The sequence below is a fragment of the Lautropia dentalis genome (genome assembly GCF_003892345.1).
Classification (GTDB): Bacteria; Pseudomonadota; Gammaproteobacteria; order Burkholderiales; family Burkholderiaceae_E; genus Lautropia; species Lautropia dentalis.
Map to the genome: position 1 here is coordinate 199,923 of NZ_RRUE01000002.1, position 13,834 is coordinate 213,756.

Sequence of the window (13,834 nt, forward strand, 5' to 3'; positions counted from 1 at the left end):
AGAGGCCAGCCAGTCCGGTGCAGGGACAGGACGGAAGTCCTGTTGCCGTGAAGAACGGCGCGTTGCTCAGAAGCGGAAGTGCGAGAAGGCGCGGTTGGCCTCGGCCATGCGGTGAACCTCGTCGCGACGCTTGACGGCGCCACCACGGTTCTCGGCCGCTTCCATCAGTTCATTGGCCAGACGCTGGCCCATGGATTTTTCGGCGCGCTTCTTGGCGGCTTCACGCAGCCAGCGCATGGCCAGCGCGGTACGGCGAACCGGGCGAACCTCGACGGGCACCTGGTAGTTTGCACCACCGACACGACGGCTCTTGACCTCGACCATCGGGCGGGAGTTGGCCAGGGCGGAGTTGAACACCTCGATGGGGTCCTTGCCGCTCTTGCTGCGGATGATTTCGAAGGCGCCGTACAGGATGCGTTCGGCCACGGCTTTCTTGCCGGACAGCATCAGCACGTTGATGAACTTGGCGACTTCTTCGTTGTGATAGAGCGGATCCGGCAGGATCACGCGCTTCGGTACTTCGCGACGACGTGGCATGTTTACCTCTGATTGACTTCAGCTGGTGTGGCAACCGGCGTTTTCCAGACCCCTTCCCGTTGCAGGTCCGCCCCGTGACGGGCGAAATGAACGGAAAGGGACTCCTGCTGCCCCTTCGGGGCGGGCCCGCTACGGTCTCTGTCCGGTCTGGCCCACGAGGGCCGGGACCGCCCAGACGGCGACAACGGTACAGGAGGGAAGAACGCCGGTGCGTTCCTTGGCCCCGCAGCTTTCGCCCTTCTGAAACCCGCTTCGAAGCGCTGCTTCCGTTGCCGGAAGCCGGCCGTGGTGTGTGACACGGCCGTTGCGATGGAAGGCGTATTTCCGGGTTGCGGCGAGCCGGGGCCGCTTACTGGATGGCGGGCCACCTGCAAAGCAGGCCATCTGCCCTTTCCACCCGTCCTGCGCCGGCACCACGAAACCGCGGTACCGGGCACAAACCGATGATTACTTGGCAGCCTTGGGCCGCTTGGCGCCGTACTTGGAACGGGCCTGCTTGCGGTCCTTCACGCCCTGCAGGTCGAGCGAACCACGAACGATGTGGTAACGCACACCCGGCAAGTCCTTCACACGGCCGCCGCGGATGAGCACGACCGAGTGCTCCTGCAGGTTGTGGCCTTCACCGCCGATGTAGCTGATGACCTCGAAGCCATTGGTGAGACGAACCTTGGCCACTTTACGCAGCGCGGAATTCGGCTTCTTGGGGGTGGTGGTGTATACGCGGGTGCAGACACCGCGGCGCTGCGGGCAATCTTCCAGCGCAGGGCTCTTGCTCTTGACGACCGCAGATTTGCGCGGTTTGCGTACGAGCTGATTGATGGTTGGCATGGCTATTGACGCTGTGACTTGGGAGCAACCCGCCAGGGTTGCGTCGATCGGAGATCAATCCATGGCAACGCGCTACGGCGTCTGCCTGAATTCGATGGATCTGGCCGGACGAGCCGGACCAGCAAGGGACCGCCTGATGCCTGATGTCCCTTCGATCGACGCCGGGCTGCCGCAAAAGGCAAGCGCCGGTGCTACCCAAAGAGCGCATCTGGCGCGACAAGCAGAGGGCCGCCCCAGGAACAGGGGAGTATAAAAGGAGTGTGCAGGCGAGTCAACGCGCTGCGGCCTGACGGGCCGTTACGGCTTTTACGGTGCGCGTTGCCCGTGGCTGACAGGCAGCGTCCCCGTTGCAGCATCCGGCTGTGGCGGTACCCATGCGGGCGCCCGAGCCGCCGCCGGACAGGGATGGTTCAGCGCGCCGGGCTCACCCACGCATAGCCGCCACTGCGCAGGTTCTGATTGGCCTGTGCCGCCAGTGCGGCGCCGGCTGGCGGCAGGGAGCGCATGACCTCGCGCACGGCGGTTTCGGCTTCGGCCAGGCTGTTGCCGGTGGCGGTGCAGCCGGGAAGATCGGGGACGTAGGCACGGAAGCAGCTGCCGCGCTGCTCGATCACGATGGCGTAGGTCGTCATGTTCTGCTTCTCCAGGGGACGGAAGATGCAACGACGGGAAGAGGATATTGTCCGTGGAACCGCTGGGCGGAAAGGTGACGCAGTTGGTACATGCCGTGAAAAGGGAGTCAGTGAACCGCCCTTCCGTTCTGCGGTGCCCAGCCGGATGGTCGGCGCTGACAGGGTCAGCCCCTGACGATCCGGCGTCGCACCATTTGACATGAGCTTCGATGCCGCGGGCGTTGCGCCGTCCTACGGAATAGTAATTATTTGTAACTGTGTCGTTCGGACTGGCATTTCTGCCATGTGGAACGTACACGATAGGTGTGTTTGAGCATTCAGGCCAGGGGGACGAAAGATGCCTGAAACGCCCGAAAAAAACGGGCCTGCAGCCAGCAACGCCAGCAGCAGACCCATCGGGCTGCCTTTTTGAAAAGCAGCCACTCACTTACGCAGGGAGGCTCACTCTTCGGTGTTCATCCCGCCTTCGGAGGTCGGCTCTTCCGGCGCCGGCACCACGCCCGTGCCACTGAACAGCGCGTTCAGGTCCAGTGCAGCGGCCGTGGCTGCTGCGGACGGGGCGGAGACCGCCTCGTCGGCCGTGACCAGCTCGGGCTCGGGTGCCGACGGGATGGCAAAGGCAGCCTCGGCCGCGGCCAGGGCAGCGGCTTCCTGGGCCTCCACCGACTCCTTGTCGTGACGGGCCTTGTGATAGGCCAGACCCGTACCGGCCGGAATCAGACGGCCGACGATGACGTTCTCCTTCAGGCCACGCAGGTCGTCGCGCTTGCCCATGATGGCCGCCTCGGTCAGCACCCGGGTGGTTTCCTGGAAGGAAGCCGCCGAGATGAACGAGTCGGTGGACAGCGAAGCCTTCGTGATGCCCAGCAGGATGTTGTCGTACGACGGCGGGAGCTTGCCTTCGGCGTTCATCTTGTCGGTGGCGTCGAGAATCTCGCTGCGCTCGACCTGCTCGCCGACGATGAAGTTGGTACCGCCCGGGGCGGTCACGACCACGCGACGCAGCATCTGGCGAACGATCACCTCGATGTGCTTGTCGTTGATCTTCACGCCCTGCAGGCGGTAGACGTCCTGCACTTCATCGACGATGTAGCGCGACAGCGCCTCGATACCCAGCAGACGCAGGATGTCGTGCGGATCGGCCGGGCCGTCGACGATCATCTCGCCCTTGTTCACCACCTGGCCGTCGTGCACCAGCACGTGCTTCTCTTTCGGAATCAGGAACTCGTGGGCATTGCCGTCCAGGTCGGTGATGACCAGACGCTGCTTGCCCTTCGTGTCCTTGCCGAAGGAGACGGTCCCGGTGACTTCCGCCAGCATGCCGGCGTCCTTGGGCGAGCGGGCCTCGAACAGCTCGGCCACCCGCGGCAGACCCCCGGTGATGTCGCGGTTCTTCTGCGATTCCTGCGGGATGCGGGCCAGCACTTCACCCACACCCACCTGCTGGCCGTCACGCACGGTGATCAGCGCGCCAACCGGGAAGCCGATCTGCACCGAGTGGTCGGTGCCGGCGATCTTGACTTCCTCGCCGGCTTCGTTGAGCAGCTTCATGGTCGGACGCACGTTCCTGGCACCCGTACCGCGGCGCTTGGCGTCGATGACCACCTGGGTGGACAGGCCGGTGACCTCGTCCACCTGCCGGGCCACGGTCACGCCTTCCTCGACGTTCTCGAACTTCACCACACCGCCGTACTCGCTGATGATCGGGCGGGTCAGCGGATCCCAGCTGGCCAGCTGCGAGCCGGCGGTCAGGGCCTGGCCGTCGTGCACGTGCAGCGTGGCGCCGTAGGGGATCTTGTGACGTTCGCGCTCCCGACCGCTGTCGTCGGTGATCATCACCTCACCGGAACGCGAGATGACGATCAGCTCGCCCTTGGCGTTGGTGATGTAGCGCATGGTGGCCGTGAAGCGCGCCGTCCCGTTGGACTTGGTTTCGACCGAGCTGGCCACGGCGGCCCGCGAGGCAGCACCACCGATGTGGAACGTCCGCATGGTCAGCTGCGTACCCGGCTCGCCGATCGACTGGGCGGCGATGATGCCCACCGACTCGCCGGTGTTGACCAGCACGCCGCGCCCCAGGTCACGGCCGTAGCACTTGGCGCACAGGCCATAGCGCACGTCGCAGGTCAGCGGGGTGCGCACGCGCACCTCGTCGATACCCAGCTGCTCGACCTTCTCGACCAGATCCTCGTTGAGCAGTTCGCCGGCCGCGATGACCGTCTCCTGCGTCTCGGGGTTGACCACGTCCACCGCGGTCACACGGCCCAGCACGCGGTCGCGCAGCGGTTCGATGACCTCACCGCCCTCGACCAGCGCCCGCATGGCCACGCCATTGGAGGTGCCGCAGTCGTGCTCGGTGATGACCAGATCCTGCGACACGTCCACCAGACGGCGGGTCAGATAACCCGAGTTGGCGGTTTTCAGCGCGGTATCGGCCAGACCTTTACGGGCACCGTGGGTGGAGATGAAGTACTGCAGAACGTTCAGGCCCTCGCGGAAGTTCGCCGTGATCGGCGTCTCGATGATCGAGCCGTCCGGCTTGGCCATCAGGCCCCGCATGCCCGCCAGCTGGCGGATCTGCGTGGCGGAACCCCGGGCGCCCGAGTCGGCCATCATGTAGATGGCGTTGAAGGACTCCTGCTTCTCGGACAGGCCCTCGCGGTTGATGACGTTCTCGGTGGCGAGCTGGTCCATCATGGCCTTGGCCACCTGGTCACCGGCCTTGGACCAGATGTCCACCACCTTGTTGTAGCGCTCGCCCTGGGTTACCAGACCGGAGGTGTACTGCTGCTCGATCTCCTTGACCTCCTTCTCGGCGGCCGCCAGGATCTGCGGCTTCGAGGGCGGCACCAGCATGTCGTCGATGGCGATGGAAATGCCGCCGCGCGTGGCCAGGCGGAAGCCGTTCTGCATCAGCTGGTCGGCCAGGATGACCGTGGCCCGCAGGCCGCAGCGACGGAACGAGGCATTGATGAGCCGCGAGATTTCCTTTTTCTTGAGCGCGCGGTTCATCAGGTCGAACGGCAGGCCCTTGGGCAGGATCTCGGACAGCAGGGCGCGGCCGACGGTGGTCTCGAAACGCTTGAGCACCGGACGGAACTCGTCGTCACCGATGCGCTCGTACTCGTTCAGGCGCACGGTGATCTTCGTGCCCAGCTCGACCTCGCCGTTGTCGTAGGCGCGCTGCACTTCCTTGATGTCGGCCAGGTACATGCCCTCGCCCTTGCCGTTGACCTTGGCACGGGTGGCGTAGTACAGGCCCAGCACGATGTCCTGCGACGGCACGATCGACGGCTCGCCGTTGGACGGGAACAGCACGTTGTTGGAGGCCAGCATGAGCGCGCGGGCTTCCATCTGCGCTTCCAGCGACAGCGGGACGTGCACGGCCATCTGGTCGCCGTCGAAGTCGGCGTTGAAGGCGGCGCAGACCAGCGGGTGCAGCTGGATGGCCTTGCCCTCGATCAGCACCGGCTCGAAGGCCTGGATGCCCAGACGGTGCAGCGTCGGCGCACGGTTGAGCATGACCGGATGCTCGCGGATGACCTCTTCCAGGATATCCCAGACGATGGGTTCCTGGGTTTCCACCATCTTCTTGGCCTGCTTGATGGTGGTGGCCGCCGACATCGACTCCAGCTTGTTGAAGATGAAGGGCTTGAACAGCTCCAGCGCCATCAGCTTGGGCAGACCGCACTGGTGCAGCTTGAGCTGCGGACCCACCACGATGACCGAACGGCCGGAATAGTCCACCCGCTTGCCCAGCAGGTTCTGGCGGAAGCGGCCGCCCTTCCCTTTGATCATGTCGGCCAGCGACTTCAGGGCACGCTTGTTCGCGCCCGTCATGGCCTTGCCACGGCGGCCGTTGTCCAGCAGCGAGTCGACCGACTCCTGCAGCATCCGCTTTTCGTTGCGGACGATGATCTCGGGCGCCTTCAGCTCCAGCAGACGCTTGAGGCGGTTGTTCCGGTTGATGACGCGACGATACAGATCGTTCAGGTCGGACGTGGCGAAACGGCCACCATCCAGCGGCACCAGCGGGCGCAGCTCGGGCGGCAGCACCGGCAGCACTTCCATCACCATCCACTCGGGACGGATGCCCGAACGCTGGAAGCCTTCCAGCACCTTCAGGCGCTTGGCGATCTTCTTGACCTTGGCTTCGGACGTGGTGACCTGCAGCTCCTCGCGCAGACGGTCCACCTCGCGGTCGATGTCGATGGACTGCAGCAGCTTGCGGATGCCCTCGGCCCCCATGGCGGCCTCGAACTCGTCACCGTACTCTTCCGTCTTGGCGAGGAAGTCGTCTTCGGTGAGGAGCTGGTTGCGCTTGAGCGGGGTCATGCCCGGCTCGACCACCACATAGGCTTCGAAATACAGCACGCGTTCGATGTCGCGCAGCGTCATGTCGAGCACCATGCCCAGACGCGACGGCAGCGACTTCAGGAACCAGATGTGCGCGGTGGGGCTGGCCAGCTCGATGTGGCCCATGCGCTCACGGCGCACCTTGGCCAGCGTGACCTCGACGCCGCATTTCTCGCAGATGACGCCGCGATGCTTGAGGCGCTTGTACTTGCCGCACAGGCACTCGTAGTCCTTGATCGGGCCGAAGATCTTGGCGCAGAACAGGCCATCACGCTCCGGCTTGAATGTGCGGTAGTTGATGGTCTCGGGTTTCTTGACTTCGCCGTAGGACCAGGAGCGAATCTTGTCAGGCGAGGCCAGACCGATGCGGATGGCATCGAAGTGATCGCTTTCCTCGACCTGCTTGAAGAGATCCAGCAATGCTTTCATGGGTTCTCCGTTGAATTCCTAGTGCGTGGCTCAGGCGCGTTCCAGATCGATGTCGATACCGAGCGAGCGAATTTCCTTCACCAGCACGTTGAACGACTCCGGCATGCCGGCATCGATGGCGTGTTCGCCCTTGACCATGTTTTCGTAGACCTTGGCACGGCCCGTGACGTCGTCGGACTTCACCGTCAGCATTTCCTGCAGCGTGTAGGAGGCACCGTAGGCTTCCAGTGCCCACACCTCCATCTCGCCGAAACGCTGGCCACCGAACTGCGCCTTGCCGCCCAGCGGCTGCTGGGTCACCAGGCTGTAAGGGCCGGTGGAGCGGGCGTGCATCTTGTCGTCGACCAGGTGGTGCAGCTTCAGGAAGTGCATGTAGCCCACCGACACCGGCCGGTCGAACGGATCGCCGGTACGGCCGTCCCGCAGGATCAGCTGGGTCTTGCTGGGCGTGAAGCCCAGTTTGTCGGTGCGCGGGTCTTCCGACGGGAAGGCCAGGTTCAGGGCCGCGCGGATTTCGTCTTCGGTGGCACCATCGAACACCGGCGTGGCGAACGGCACGCCATCGCGCAGGTTCTGCGCCATGGTCATCAGCTCGTCGTCGGACAGCTCGTTCAGGTTGGCCTTCTCGCCATGGTCGTTGTAGACCTTGTCGAGGTAGCGGCGCAGCTCGGACACCTTGACGTGACGGTCGAGCATCTCGCCGATGCGCAGGCCCACGCCCTTGGCGGCCCAGCCGAGGTGGATTTCCAGGATCTGGCCCACGTTCATCCGCGAAGGCACGCCCAGCGGGTTCAGCACGATGTCGCACGGGGTACCGTCGGCCATGTAGGGCATGTCCTCGACCGGCACGATGCGCGAAACCACACCCTTGTTGCCGTGGCGGCCGGCCATCTTGTCGCCGGGCTGCAGGCGGCGCTTGACGGCCAGGTACACCTTGACCATCTTCAGCACACCCGGAGGCAGTTCGTCGCCCTGCGTGAGCTTGCGGCGTTTTTCCTCGAAGGCCAGGTCGAACTCGTGACGCTTCTGCTCGATGGCGTTCTTGGTTTCTTCCAGCCAGCGGGCATCTTCCTCGTCGGCCAGACGCACCTCGAACCAGTGCCAGCGGTCGAGATCCTGCAGGTATTCGCGGGTGATCTCCGTGCCCTTGGCCAGTTTCTTCGGCCCGCCGTTGGCTTCCTTGCCATCGAGGAAGCGCTCCAGCCGGCTGAAGGCGTCGTTTTCCATGACGCGCAGCTGGTCGTTCAGGTCCAGACGGAAACGTTTCAGCTCGTCGTCGATGATCGACTGGGCGCGCTTGTCACGGGTGATGCCCTCGCGGGTGAACACCTGCACGTCGATGACGGTGCCGTTCATGCCGGACGGCACGCGCAGGCTGGTGTCCTTCACGTCGGAGGCCTTCTCGCCGAAGATGGCACGCAGCAGCTTCTCTTCCGGCGTGAGCTGGGTTTCGCCCTTCGGCGTGACCTTGCCGACCAGCGTGTCGCCGGCCGAGACTTCGGCGCCGATGTAGACGATGCCCGACTCGTCCAGACGGGAGAGCTGGTTCTCGGACAGGTTGGAGATGTCGCGGGTGATCTCTTCGGGCCCCAGCTTCGTGTCGCGGGCCAGCACCGTCAGTTCCTCGATGTGGATCGAGGTGTAGCGGTCGTCCGACACCACCTTCTCGGAGATCATCACCGAGTCTTCGAAGTTGTAGCCGTTCCAGGGCATGAACGCGATCAGCATGTTCTGCCCCAGGGCCAGCTCGCCCAGGTCGGTGGAGGCCCCGTCGGCAATCACGTCGCCGGCGCACAGGCGGTCGCCCTTGGCCACGATGGGACGCTGGTTGATGTTGGTGTTCTGGTTGCTGCGCGTGTACTTGATGAGGTTGTAGATGTCCACGCCGACTTCACCGGCGGTGGCTTCCTCGTCGTTGACGCGGATGATCACCCGGTTGGCATCGACGTAATCGACCACCCCACCCCGCTTGGCCGTGACCACGGTACCCGAGTCGACCGCACAGGTGCGTTCGATGCCGGTACCGACCAGCGGTTTCTGCGGACGCAGGCAGGGCACCGCCTGACGCTGCATGTTGGCACCCATCAGCGCGCGGTTGGCGTCATCGTGCTCGAGGAACGGAATGAGCGAGGCGGCCACCGACACGATCTGCGACGGGGCCACGTCGATGTACTCGACGCGGTCGGCAGAGACCAGCTGGGTCTCGCCGTTGATGCGCACCGACACCAGCTCGCCGGTCAGCTTGCCTTCGTCATCGACCTCGGCGTTGGCCTGGGCGATCACGTAGCGGCCTTCCTCGATGGCCGACAGGAAATCGATCTGGTCGGTCAGCTTCTGGTTCTCGACCTTGCGGTACGGGGTTTCCAGGAAGCCGAACTCGTTGAGCCGTGCGTACAGCGCCAGCGAGTTGATCAGGCCGATGTTCGGGCCTTCCGGCGTTTCGATGGGGCAGACACGGCCGTAGTGGGTGGGGTGCACGTCGCGCACCTCGAAGCCGGCACGTTCGCGGGTCAGACCGCCCGGGCCCAGGGCCGAGACGCGGCGCTTGTGGGTGATTTCGGACAGCGGGTTGGTCTGGTCCATGAACTGCGACAGCTGGCTGGACCCGAAGAACTCGCGGATGGCGGCGCTGATCGGCTTGGAGTTGATCAGGTCGTGCGGCAGCAGGTTCTCGGTCTCGGCCTGGCCCAGACGCTCGCGCACGGCACGCTCGACGCGCACCAGACCGGCGCGGAACTGGTTCTCGGCCAGCTCGCCCACGCAGCGCACACGGCGGTTGCCCAGGTGGTCGATGTCGTCGATCTCGCCCTTGCCGTTGCGCAGGTCGACCAGCAGCTTGATGACGGCGACGATGTCCTCGTTCTCGAGGGTCATCGGGCCGGTGGGATCCTCACGGCCGACGCGGCGGTTGAACTTCATGCGGCCGACACGCGACAGGTCGTAGGTGTCCTCGCTGTAGAACAGGCGATTGAACAGCGCCTCGACGGCGTCTTCGGTCGGCGGCTCGCCCGGACGCATCATGCGGTAGATGGCGATGCGGGCCGAGATCTGGTCGGCGGAATCGTCCAGACGCAGGGTCTGCGAGATGAACGGACCGGCGTCCAGGTCGTTGGTGTAGAGCGTCTGGAATTCGTGGATGTTGGCGGTACGCAGCCGGGTGAGCGCGTCCTCGGTGATCTCGTCGTTGGCGCGCATGACGATCTCGCCCGTTTCCGGGTCGACGATGTCCCTGGCCACGGCACGGCCCAGCAGGAACTCGTCCGGCACGCTGACCAGCCGCAGACCCGCCTTTTCCATCTCGCGGATGTGCTTGGCGTTGATGCGCTTGTCCCTGGCGACGATCACGTTGCCTTCACGGTCGGTGATGTCGAAGCGGGCCGTCTCGCCCTTCAGGCGCTCGGGCACCAGTTCCATCTTCGCCCCTTCGGACTCCAGCGTGAACGAGTCGAACACGAAGAAGTGGGCGAGGATCTGCTCCGGCGTCATGCCGATGGCCTTGAGCAGGATGGTGACCGGCATCTTGCGGCGACGGTCGATACGGAAGTAGAGGATGTCCTTGGCGTCGAACTCGAAGTCCAGCCACGAGCCACGGTACGGAATGATGCGGGCCGAGAACAGCAGCTTGCCCGAGCTGTGCGTCTTGCCACGGTCGTGCTCGAAGAACACGCCCGGCGAACGGTGCAGCTGCGAGACGATGACACGCTCGGTGCCGTTGACCACGAAGGAACCGGTGGGGGTCATGAGCGGAATCTCGCCCATGTAGACCTCCTGCTCCTTCACTTCCTTCACCGTGGGCTTGCTGGCCTCGCGGTCCATGATGACCAGACGCACGCGGGCACGCAGCGGCGCACAGAAGGTCATGCCGCGCTGCTGGCATTCCTTCATGTCGAAGGCAGGCGTTCCCAGGTTGTAGCCGACGAACTCCAGACGGGCCATGTCGTTGTGCGAAGAAATCGGAAAGATCGATTTCAGCGCCGCCTGTAACCCCACATCCTTACGCTGGTCGGGAGGAACACCTTCCTGCAGGAACTCGGCATAGGATTCAAGCTGCGTGGCCAGCAGGTAAGGCACCTCCTGCACGGCCCGGGCACGACGGTGGCCAAAGCTCTTGCGGATGCGCTTCTTTTCAGTGAACGAGTAAGTCATGGACTCTCCGTGAGACGTCGGGGTCACGATAGGCGAACAGAAACTGGGACGTGGGCGGTGCGCCGCAGGGTACTGATCGTGGACTGGCAGGCAGCCAGTGACACATGGACCTCATGGCCCTGGCTGAAAAAGAGGGGTGGGGGAACGAAACCCGCTGCAACACCCGGCTCGGTGACCGCCATCTGCGGGGGCGGGACGGAACGGGGTCTTGCAGAGCGTTTCACGTGGCCTGTGGCCACAAAACCCGGGGCCGCGAACGGACCCGGGTGATACACGGCAAATGACCGAGGCCCCGAAACTGCAGACCCCGGTCCGTTTGCCCTAGGCAAAAGCCGTCAATTACTTGACTTCGACTTTGGCGCCGGCGTCTTCCAGCTGTTTCTTCAGGGCGTCGGCGTCGGCTTTCGAGATGCCTTCCTTCACAGGCTTCGGAGCACCGTCGACCAGGTCCTTGGCTTCTTTCAGGCCCAGGCCGGTGGCGGCACGCACGACCTTGATCACCTCGACTTTCTTCTCGCCGGCGGCGGCCAGAACGACGGTGAACTCGGTCTGCTCTTCGGCAGCAGCGCCAGCAGCGGCGCCACCAGCGGCCGGAGCGGCCACGGCGACGGCAGCGGCAGCAGCCGACACGCCGAATTTCTCTTCCATCATCTTGATCAGTTCGGACAGTTCCAGAACCGTCATGCCTGCGACTGCGTCGAGGATCTCTTCTTTGCTCAGTGCCATTTGGAATTACTCCAGTTCAATTGCGTAGGTTTGTCGGTTGAATGCCCGACAGTCGATGTTCTTGGGGTTGCTCAGGCAGCTTCCTGCTTGTCGCGCACGGCCGCCAGGCCGCGAACGAACTTCGTCGGCACCTCGTTGAGGGTGCGAACGAAGGTGGCAACCGGTGCCTGCATGGTGCCCAGCAGCTTGGCCAGCAGCTCGTCGCGGCTCGGCATGGTGGCCAGGGCCTGAACCCCGGCGATGTCCATGACCACGTTGGGCATGGCACCACCCTTGAGCACGAGCTGATCGTTGGCCTTGGCGAAGGCAGCCATCAGCTTGGCCGGCGCAACCGGGTCAGTGGAAATGCCATACATCAGCGGACCGGCCATCTGGTCGGCAAGCTTCTCGTAGGGCGTTCCCTGAACGGCGCGACGTACCAGCGTGTTTTTCAACACGCGCAGATACACACCCGATTCCCGTGCCTGCTTGCGCAGCTGGGTAATCTTCTCGACTGTCAGACCACGGTACTCGGCCAGGATGATCGAGCCAGCCGTTGCCACCTGGGCAGAGACTTCCTCGATAACGGCCGCTTTCTCTTCACGATTGAGAGCCACGGTCTTTCCTTACAAATGAGATGGTTGTGCCGAAGCACGCCCATCGTTGACAACACGGCGATCAGGTGTGAAGTTTTCTGCCACAGCCAAAGCCGGCATGCGCGGGAAGCCCGCACCGCAAACCCTGTCTGCAATTGAAACCTTCATGCTTCAGGACCGCCATCTGCGTATGGCGTCCGGCGTTTCGGCCTGCTGCCTGCCGAAGCGTTTCGCTTCTTCAGGTAGTAACGACCGGCCGGACATTCAAGGCGTCCCCACTCTGGCAGCACCTGCGTGCTGCCTCACGGCTGGCCCCATACGGTCTTTGATAACCCGCACCCGGAGGTGCGGCCCAAAGTTCTGTGAATCAGGCGCCGGGGTTGACGGTCGCGGTATCGACCTTCACGCCCACGCCCATGGTGCTGGACACGGCCACCTTGCGCAGGTACAGACCCTTCGAGGTGGCCGGCTTGGCACGAACCAGCGCATCGACCAGGGCTGCCAGGTTTTCCTGCAGCGCTGCCACGTCGAACGAGGCACGGCCGATGGTGCTGTGAATGATCCCGGCCTTGTCGGTACGGTACTGGACCTGACCCGACTTGGCGTTCTTGACGGCCTCGGCCACGTTGGGGGTGACGGTGCCGACCTTCGGGTTCGGCATCAGGCCACGGGGACCGAGGATCTGGCCCAGCGAGCCAACCACACGCATGGCGTCCGGCGAGGCGATGACCACGTCGAAGTTCAGGTTGCCGGCCTTGACCTGTTCGGCCAGGTCTTCCATGCCGACGATGTCGGCACCGGCAGCCTTGGCCTCGTCAGCCTTGGCACCCTGGGTGAACACGGCCACACGCACCGGTTTGCCGGTACCACGGGGCAGCACCACCGAGCCACGCACCAGCTGGTCGGATTTGCGCGGGTCGATACCCAGTTGCACGGCCACGTCGACGGACTCGTCGAACTTGGCGTTGGCGCATTCCTTCACCAGCGACAGGGCATCAGCGGCGGGGTACAGGCGGTTCGATTCGACCTTGGCGGCAAGTGCCTTGGCGCGTTTGCTGAGCTTGGCCATTTATACGCCCTCCACGTTGACGCCCATGCTGCGGGCAGAGCCGGCGATGGTACGCACGGCAGCATCCAGATCGGCAGCGCTGAGGTCAGGCTGTTTGGTTTTGGCGATCTGCTCCAGCTGTTCGCGCGTGAGCGTACCCACCTTGTCGGTATGGGGGGTTTTGGAACCCTTGTCGATCTTGGCGGCCTTCTTGATCAGGATGGACGCCGGGGGCGTCTTCATGATGAAGGTGAAGCTCTTGTCGGCAAAGGCGGTGATCACCACGGGAATGGGCAGGCCCGGTTCCATGCCCTGGCTCTGGGCATTGAACTGCTTGCAGAATTCCATGATGTTCAGACCACGCTGACCCAGTGCGGGGCCGATCGGGGGCGAGGGGTTGGCTTTGCCTGCAGGAACCTGCAGCTTGATGAAGCCGACGATTTTCTTGGCCATGAAGGCTACTCCTGAGTGAGTGCGATCGCCCAAAGAGCGGCAGGCGGGGTAGGCCGGCCTTCTCCAGGCTCCTCAAAATGCAGTGTGCACGGGGCGCACTGCCT

9 protein-coding genes are annotated in these 13,834 nt (G+C 64.1%); all 9 read right to left on the reverse strand.

Annotation, left to right across the window (positions count from 1 at the left end):
• Positions 1-66 precede the first annotated feature (66 nt).
• On the reverse strand, positions 67-537 hold the full coding sequence (gene rpsG / locus EHV23_RS08965; protein WP_125095777.1) for a 30S ribosomal protein S7: 471 nt from the start codon (positions 535-537) through the stop codon (positions 67-69).
• Between the two features lie 447 nt (positions 538-984).
• Positions 985-1,365 carry a 30S ribosomal protein S12 gene (rpsL, locus tag EHV23_RS08970; protein WP_005674283.1) on the reverse strand — a complete coding sequence of 127 codons (381 nt, stop codon included), beginning with the start codon at positions 1,363-1,365 and terminating at the stop codon, positions 985-987.
• 410 nt (positions 1,366-1,775) lie between these two features.
• Positions 1,776-1,997, reverse strand: a complete 222-nt coding sequence (locus tag EHV23_RS08975; RefSeq protein ID WP_125095778.1) for a type II toxin-antitoxin system HicB family antitoxin — start codon at positions 1,995-1,997, stop codon at positions 1,776-1,778.
• A gap of 441 nt (positions 1,998-2,438) precedes the next feature.
• Positions 2,439-6,782 (reverse strand): DNA-directed RNA polymerase subunit beta', encoded by a 4,344-nt coding sequence (gene rpoC, locus EHV23_RS08980; protein WP_238990402.1) that lies wholly within the window; start codon positions 6,780-6,782, stop codon positions 2,439-2,441.
• Between the two features lie 30 nt (positions 6,783-6,812).
• Positions 6,813-10,928: a DNA-directed RNA polymerase subunit beta gene (gene rpoB, locus EHV23_RS08985; protein ID WP_125095779.1), complete on the reverse strand. Its 4,116-nt coding sequence runs from the start codon at positions 10,926-10,928 to the stop codon at positions 6,813-6,815.
• Between the two features lie 339 nt (positions 10,929-11,267).
• The gene (rplL, locus tag EHV23_RS08990) at positions 11,268-11,654 is read right to left on the reverse strand and encodes a 50S ribosomal protein L7/L12 (RefSeq protein WP_125095780.1); all 387 of its coding nucleotides are present in this window, start codon (positions 11,652-11,654) and stop codon (positions 11,268-11,270) included.
• A gap of 71 nt (positions 11,655-11,725) precedes the next feature.
• A complete protein-coding gene (gene rplJ / locus EHV23_RS08995; RefSeq protein WP_125095781.1) occupies positions 11,726-12,250 on the reverse strand; it encodes a 50S ribosomal protein L10 in 525 nt (174 codons plus the stop codon).
• 346 nt (positions 12,251-12,596) lie between these two features.
• Entirely contained in the window at positions 12,597-13,298 is a 702-nt protein-coding gene (gene rplA / locus EHV23_RS09000) for a 50S ribosomal protein L1 (RefSeq protein ID WP_125095782.1), read from the reverse strand.
• Positions 13,299-13,730: a 50S ribosomal protein L11 gene (rplK, locus tag EHV23_RS09005; RefSeq protein WP_125095783.1), complete on the reverse strand. Its 432-nt coding sequence runs from the start codon at positions 13,728-13,730 to the stop codon at positions 13,299-13,301.
• Between the last annotated feature and the right edge of the window lie 104 nt (positions 13,731-13,834).

Coding starts and splice junctions, on each gene's coding strand:
- rpsG (WP_125095777.1), bottom strand. CDS start 537: ATGCCACGTCGTCGCGAAGTACCGAAGCGCGTGATCCTGCCGGATCCG.
- rpsL (WP_005674283.1), bottom strand. CDS start 1,365: ATGCCAACCATCAATCAGCTCGTACGCAAACCGCGCAAATCTGCGGTC.
- EHV23_RS08975 (WP_125095778.1), bottom strand. CDS start 1,997: ATGACGACCTACGCCATCGTGATCGAGCAGCGCGGCAGCTGCTTCCGT.
- rpoC (WP_238990402.1), bottom strand. CDS start 6,782: ATGAAAGCATTGCTGGATCTCTTCAAGCAGGTCGAGGAAAGCGATCAC.
- rpoB (WP_125095779.1), bottom strand. CDS start 10,928: ATGACTTACTCGTTCACTGAAAAGAAGCGCATCCGCAAGAGCTTTGGC.
- rplL (WP_125095780.1), bottom strand. CDS start 11,654: ATGGCACTGAGCAAAGAAGAGATCCTCGACGCAGTCGCAGGCATGACG.
- rplA (WP_125095782.1), bottom strand. CDS start 13,298: ATGGCCAAGCTCAGCAAACGCGCCAAGGCACTTGCCGCCAAGGTCGAA.
- rplK (WP_125095783.1), bottom strand. CDS start 13,730: ATGGCCAAGAAAATCGTCGGCTTCATCAAGCTGCAGGTTCCTGCAGGC.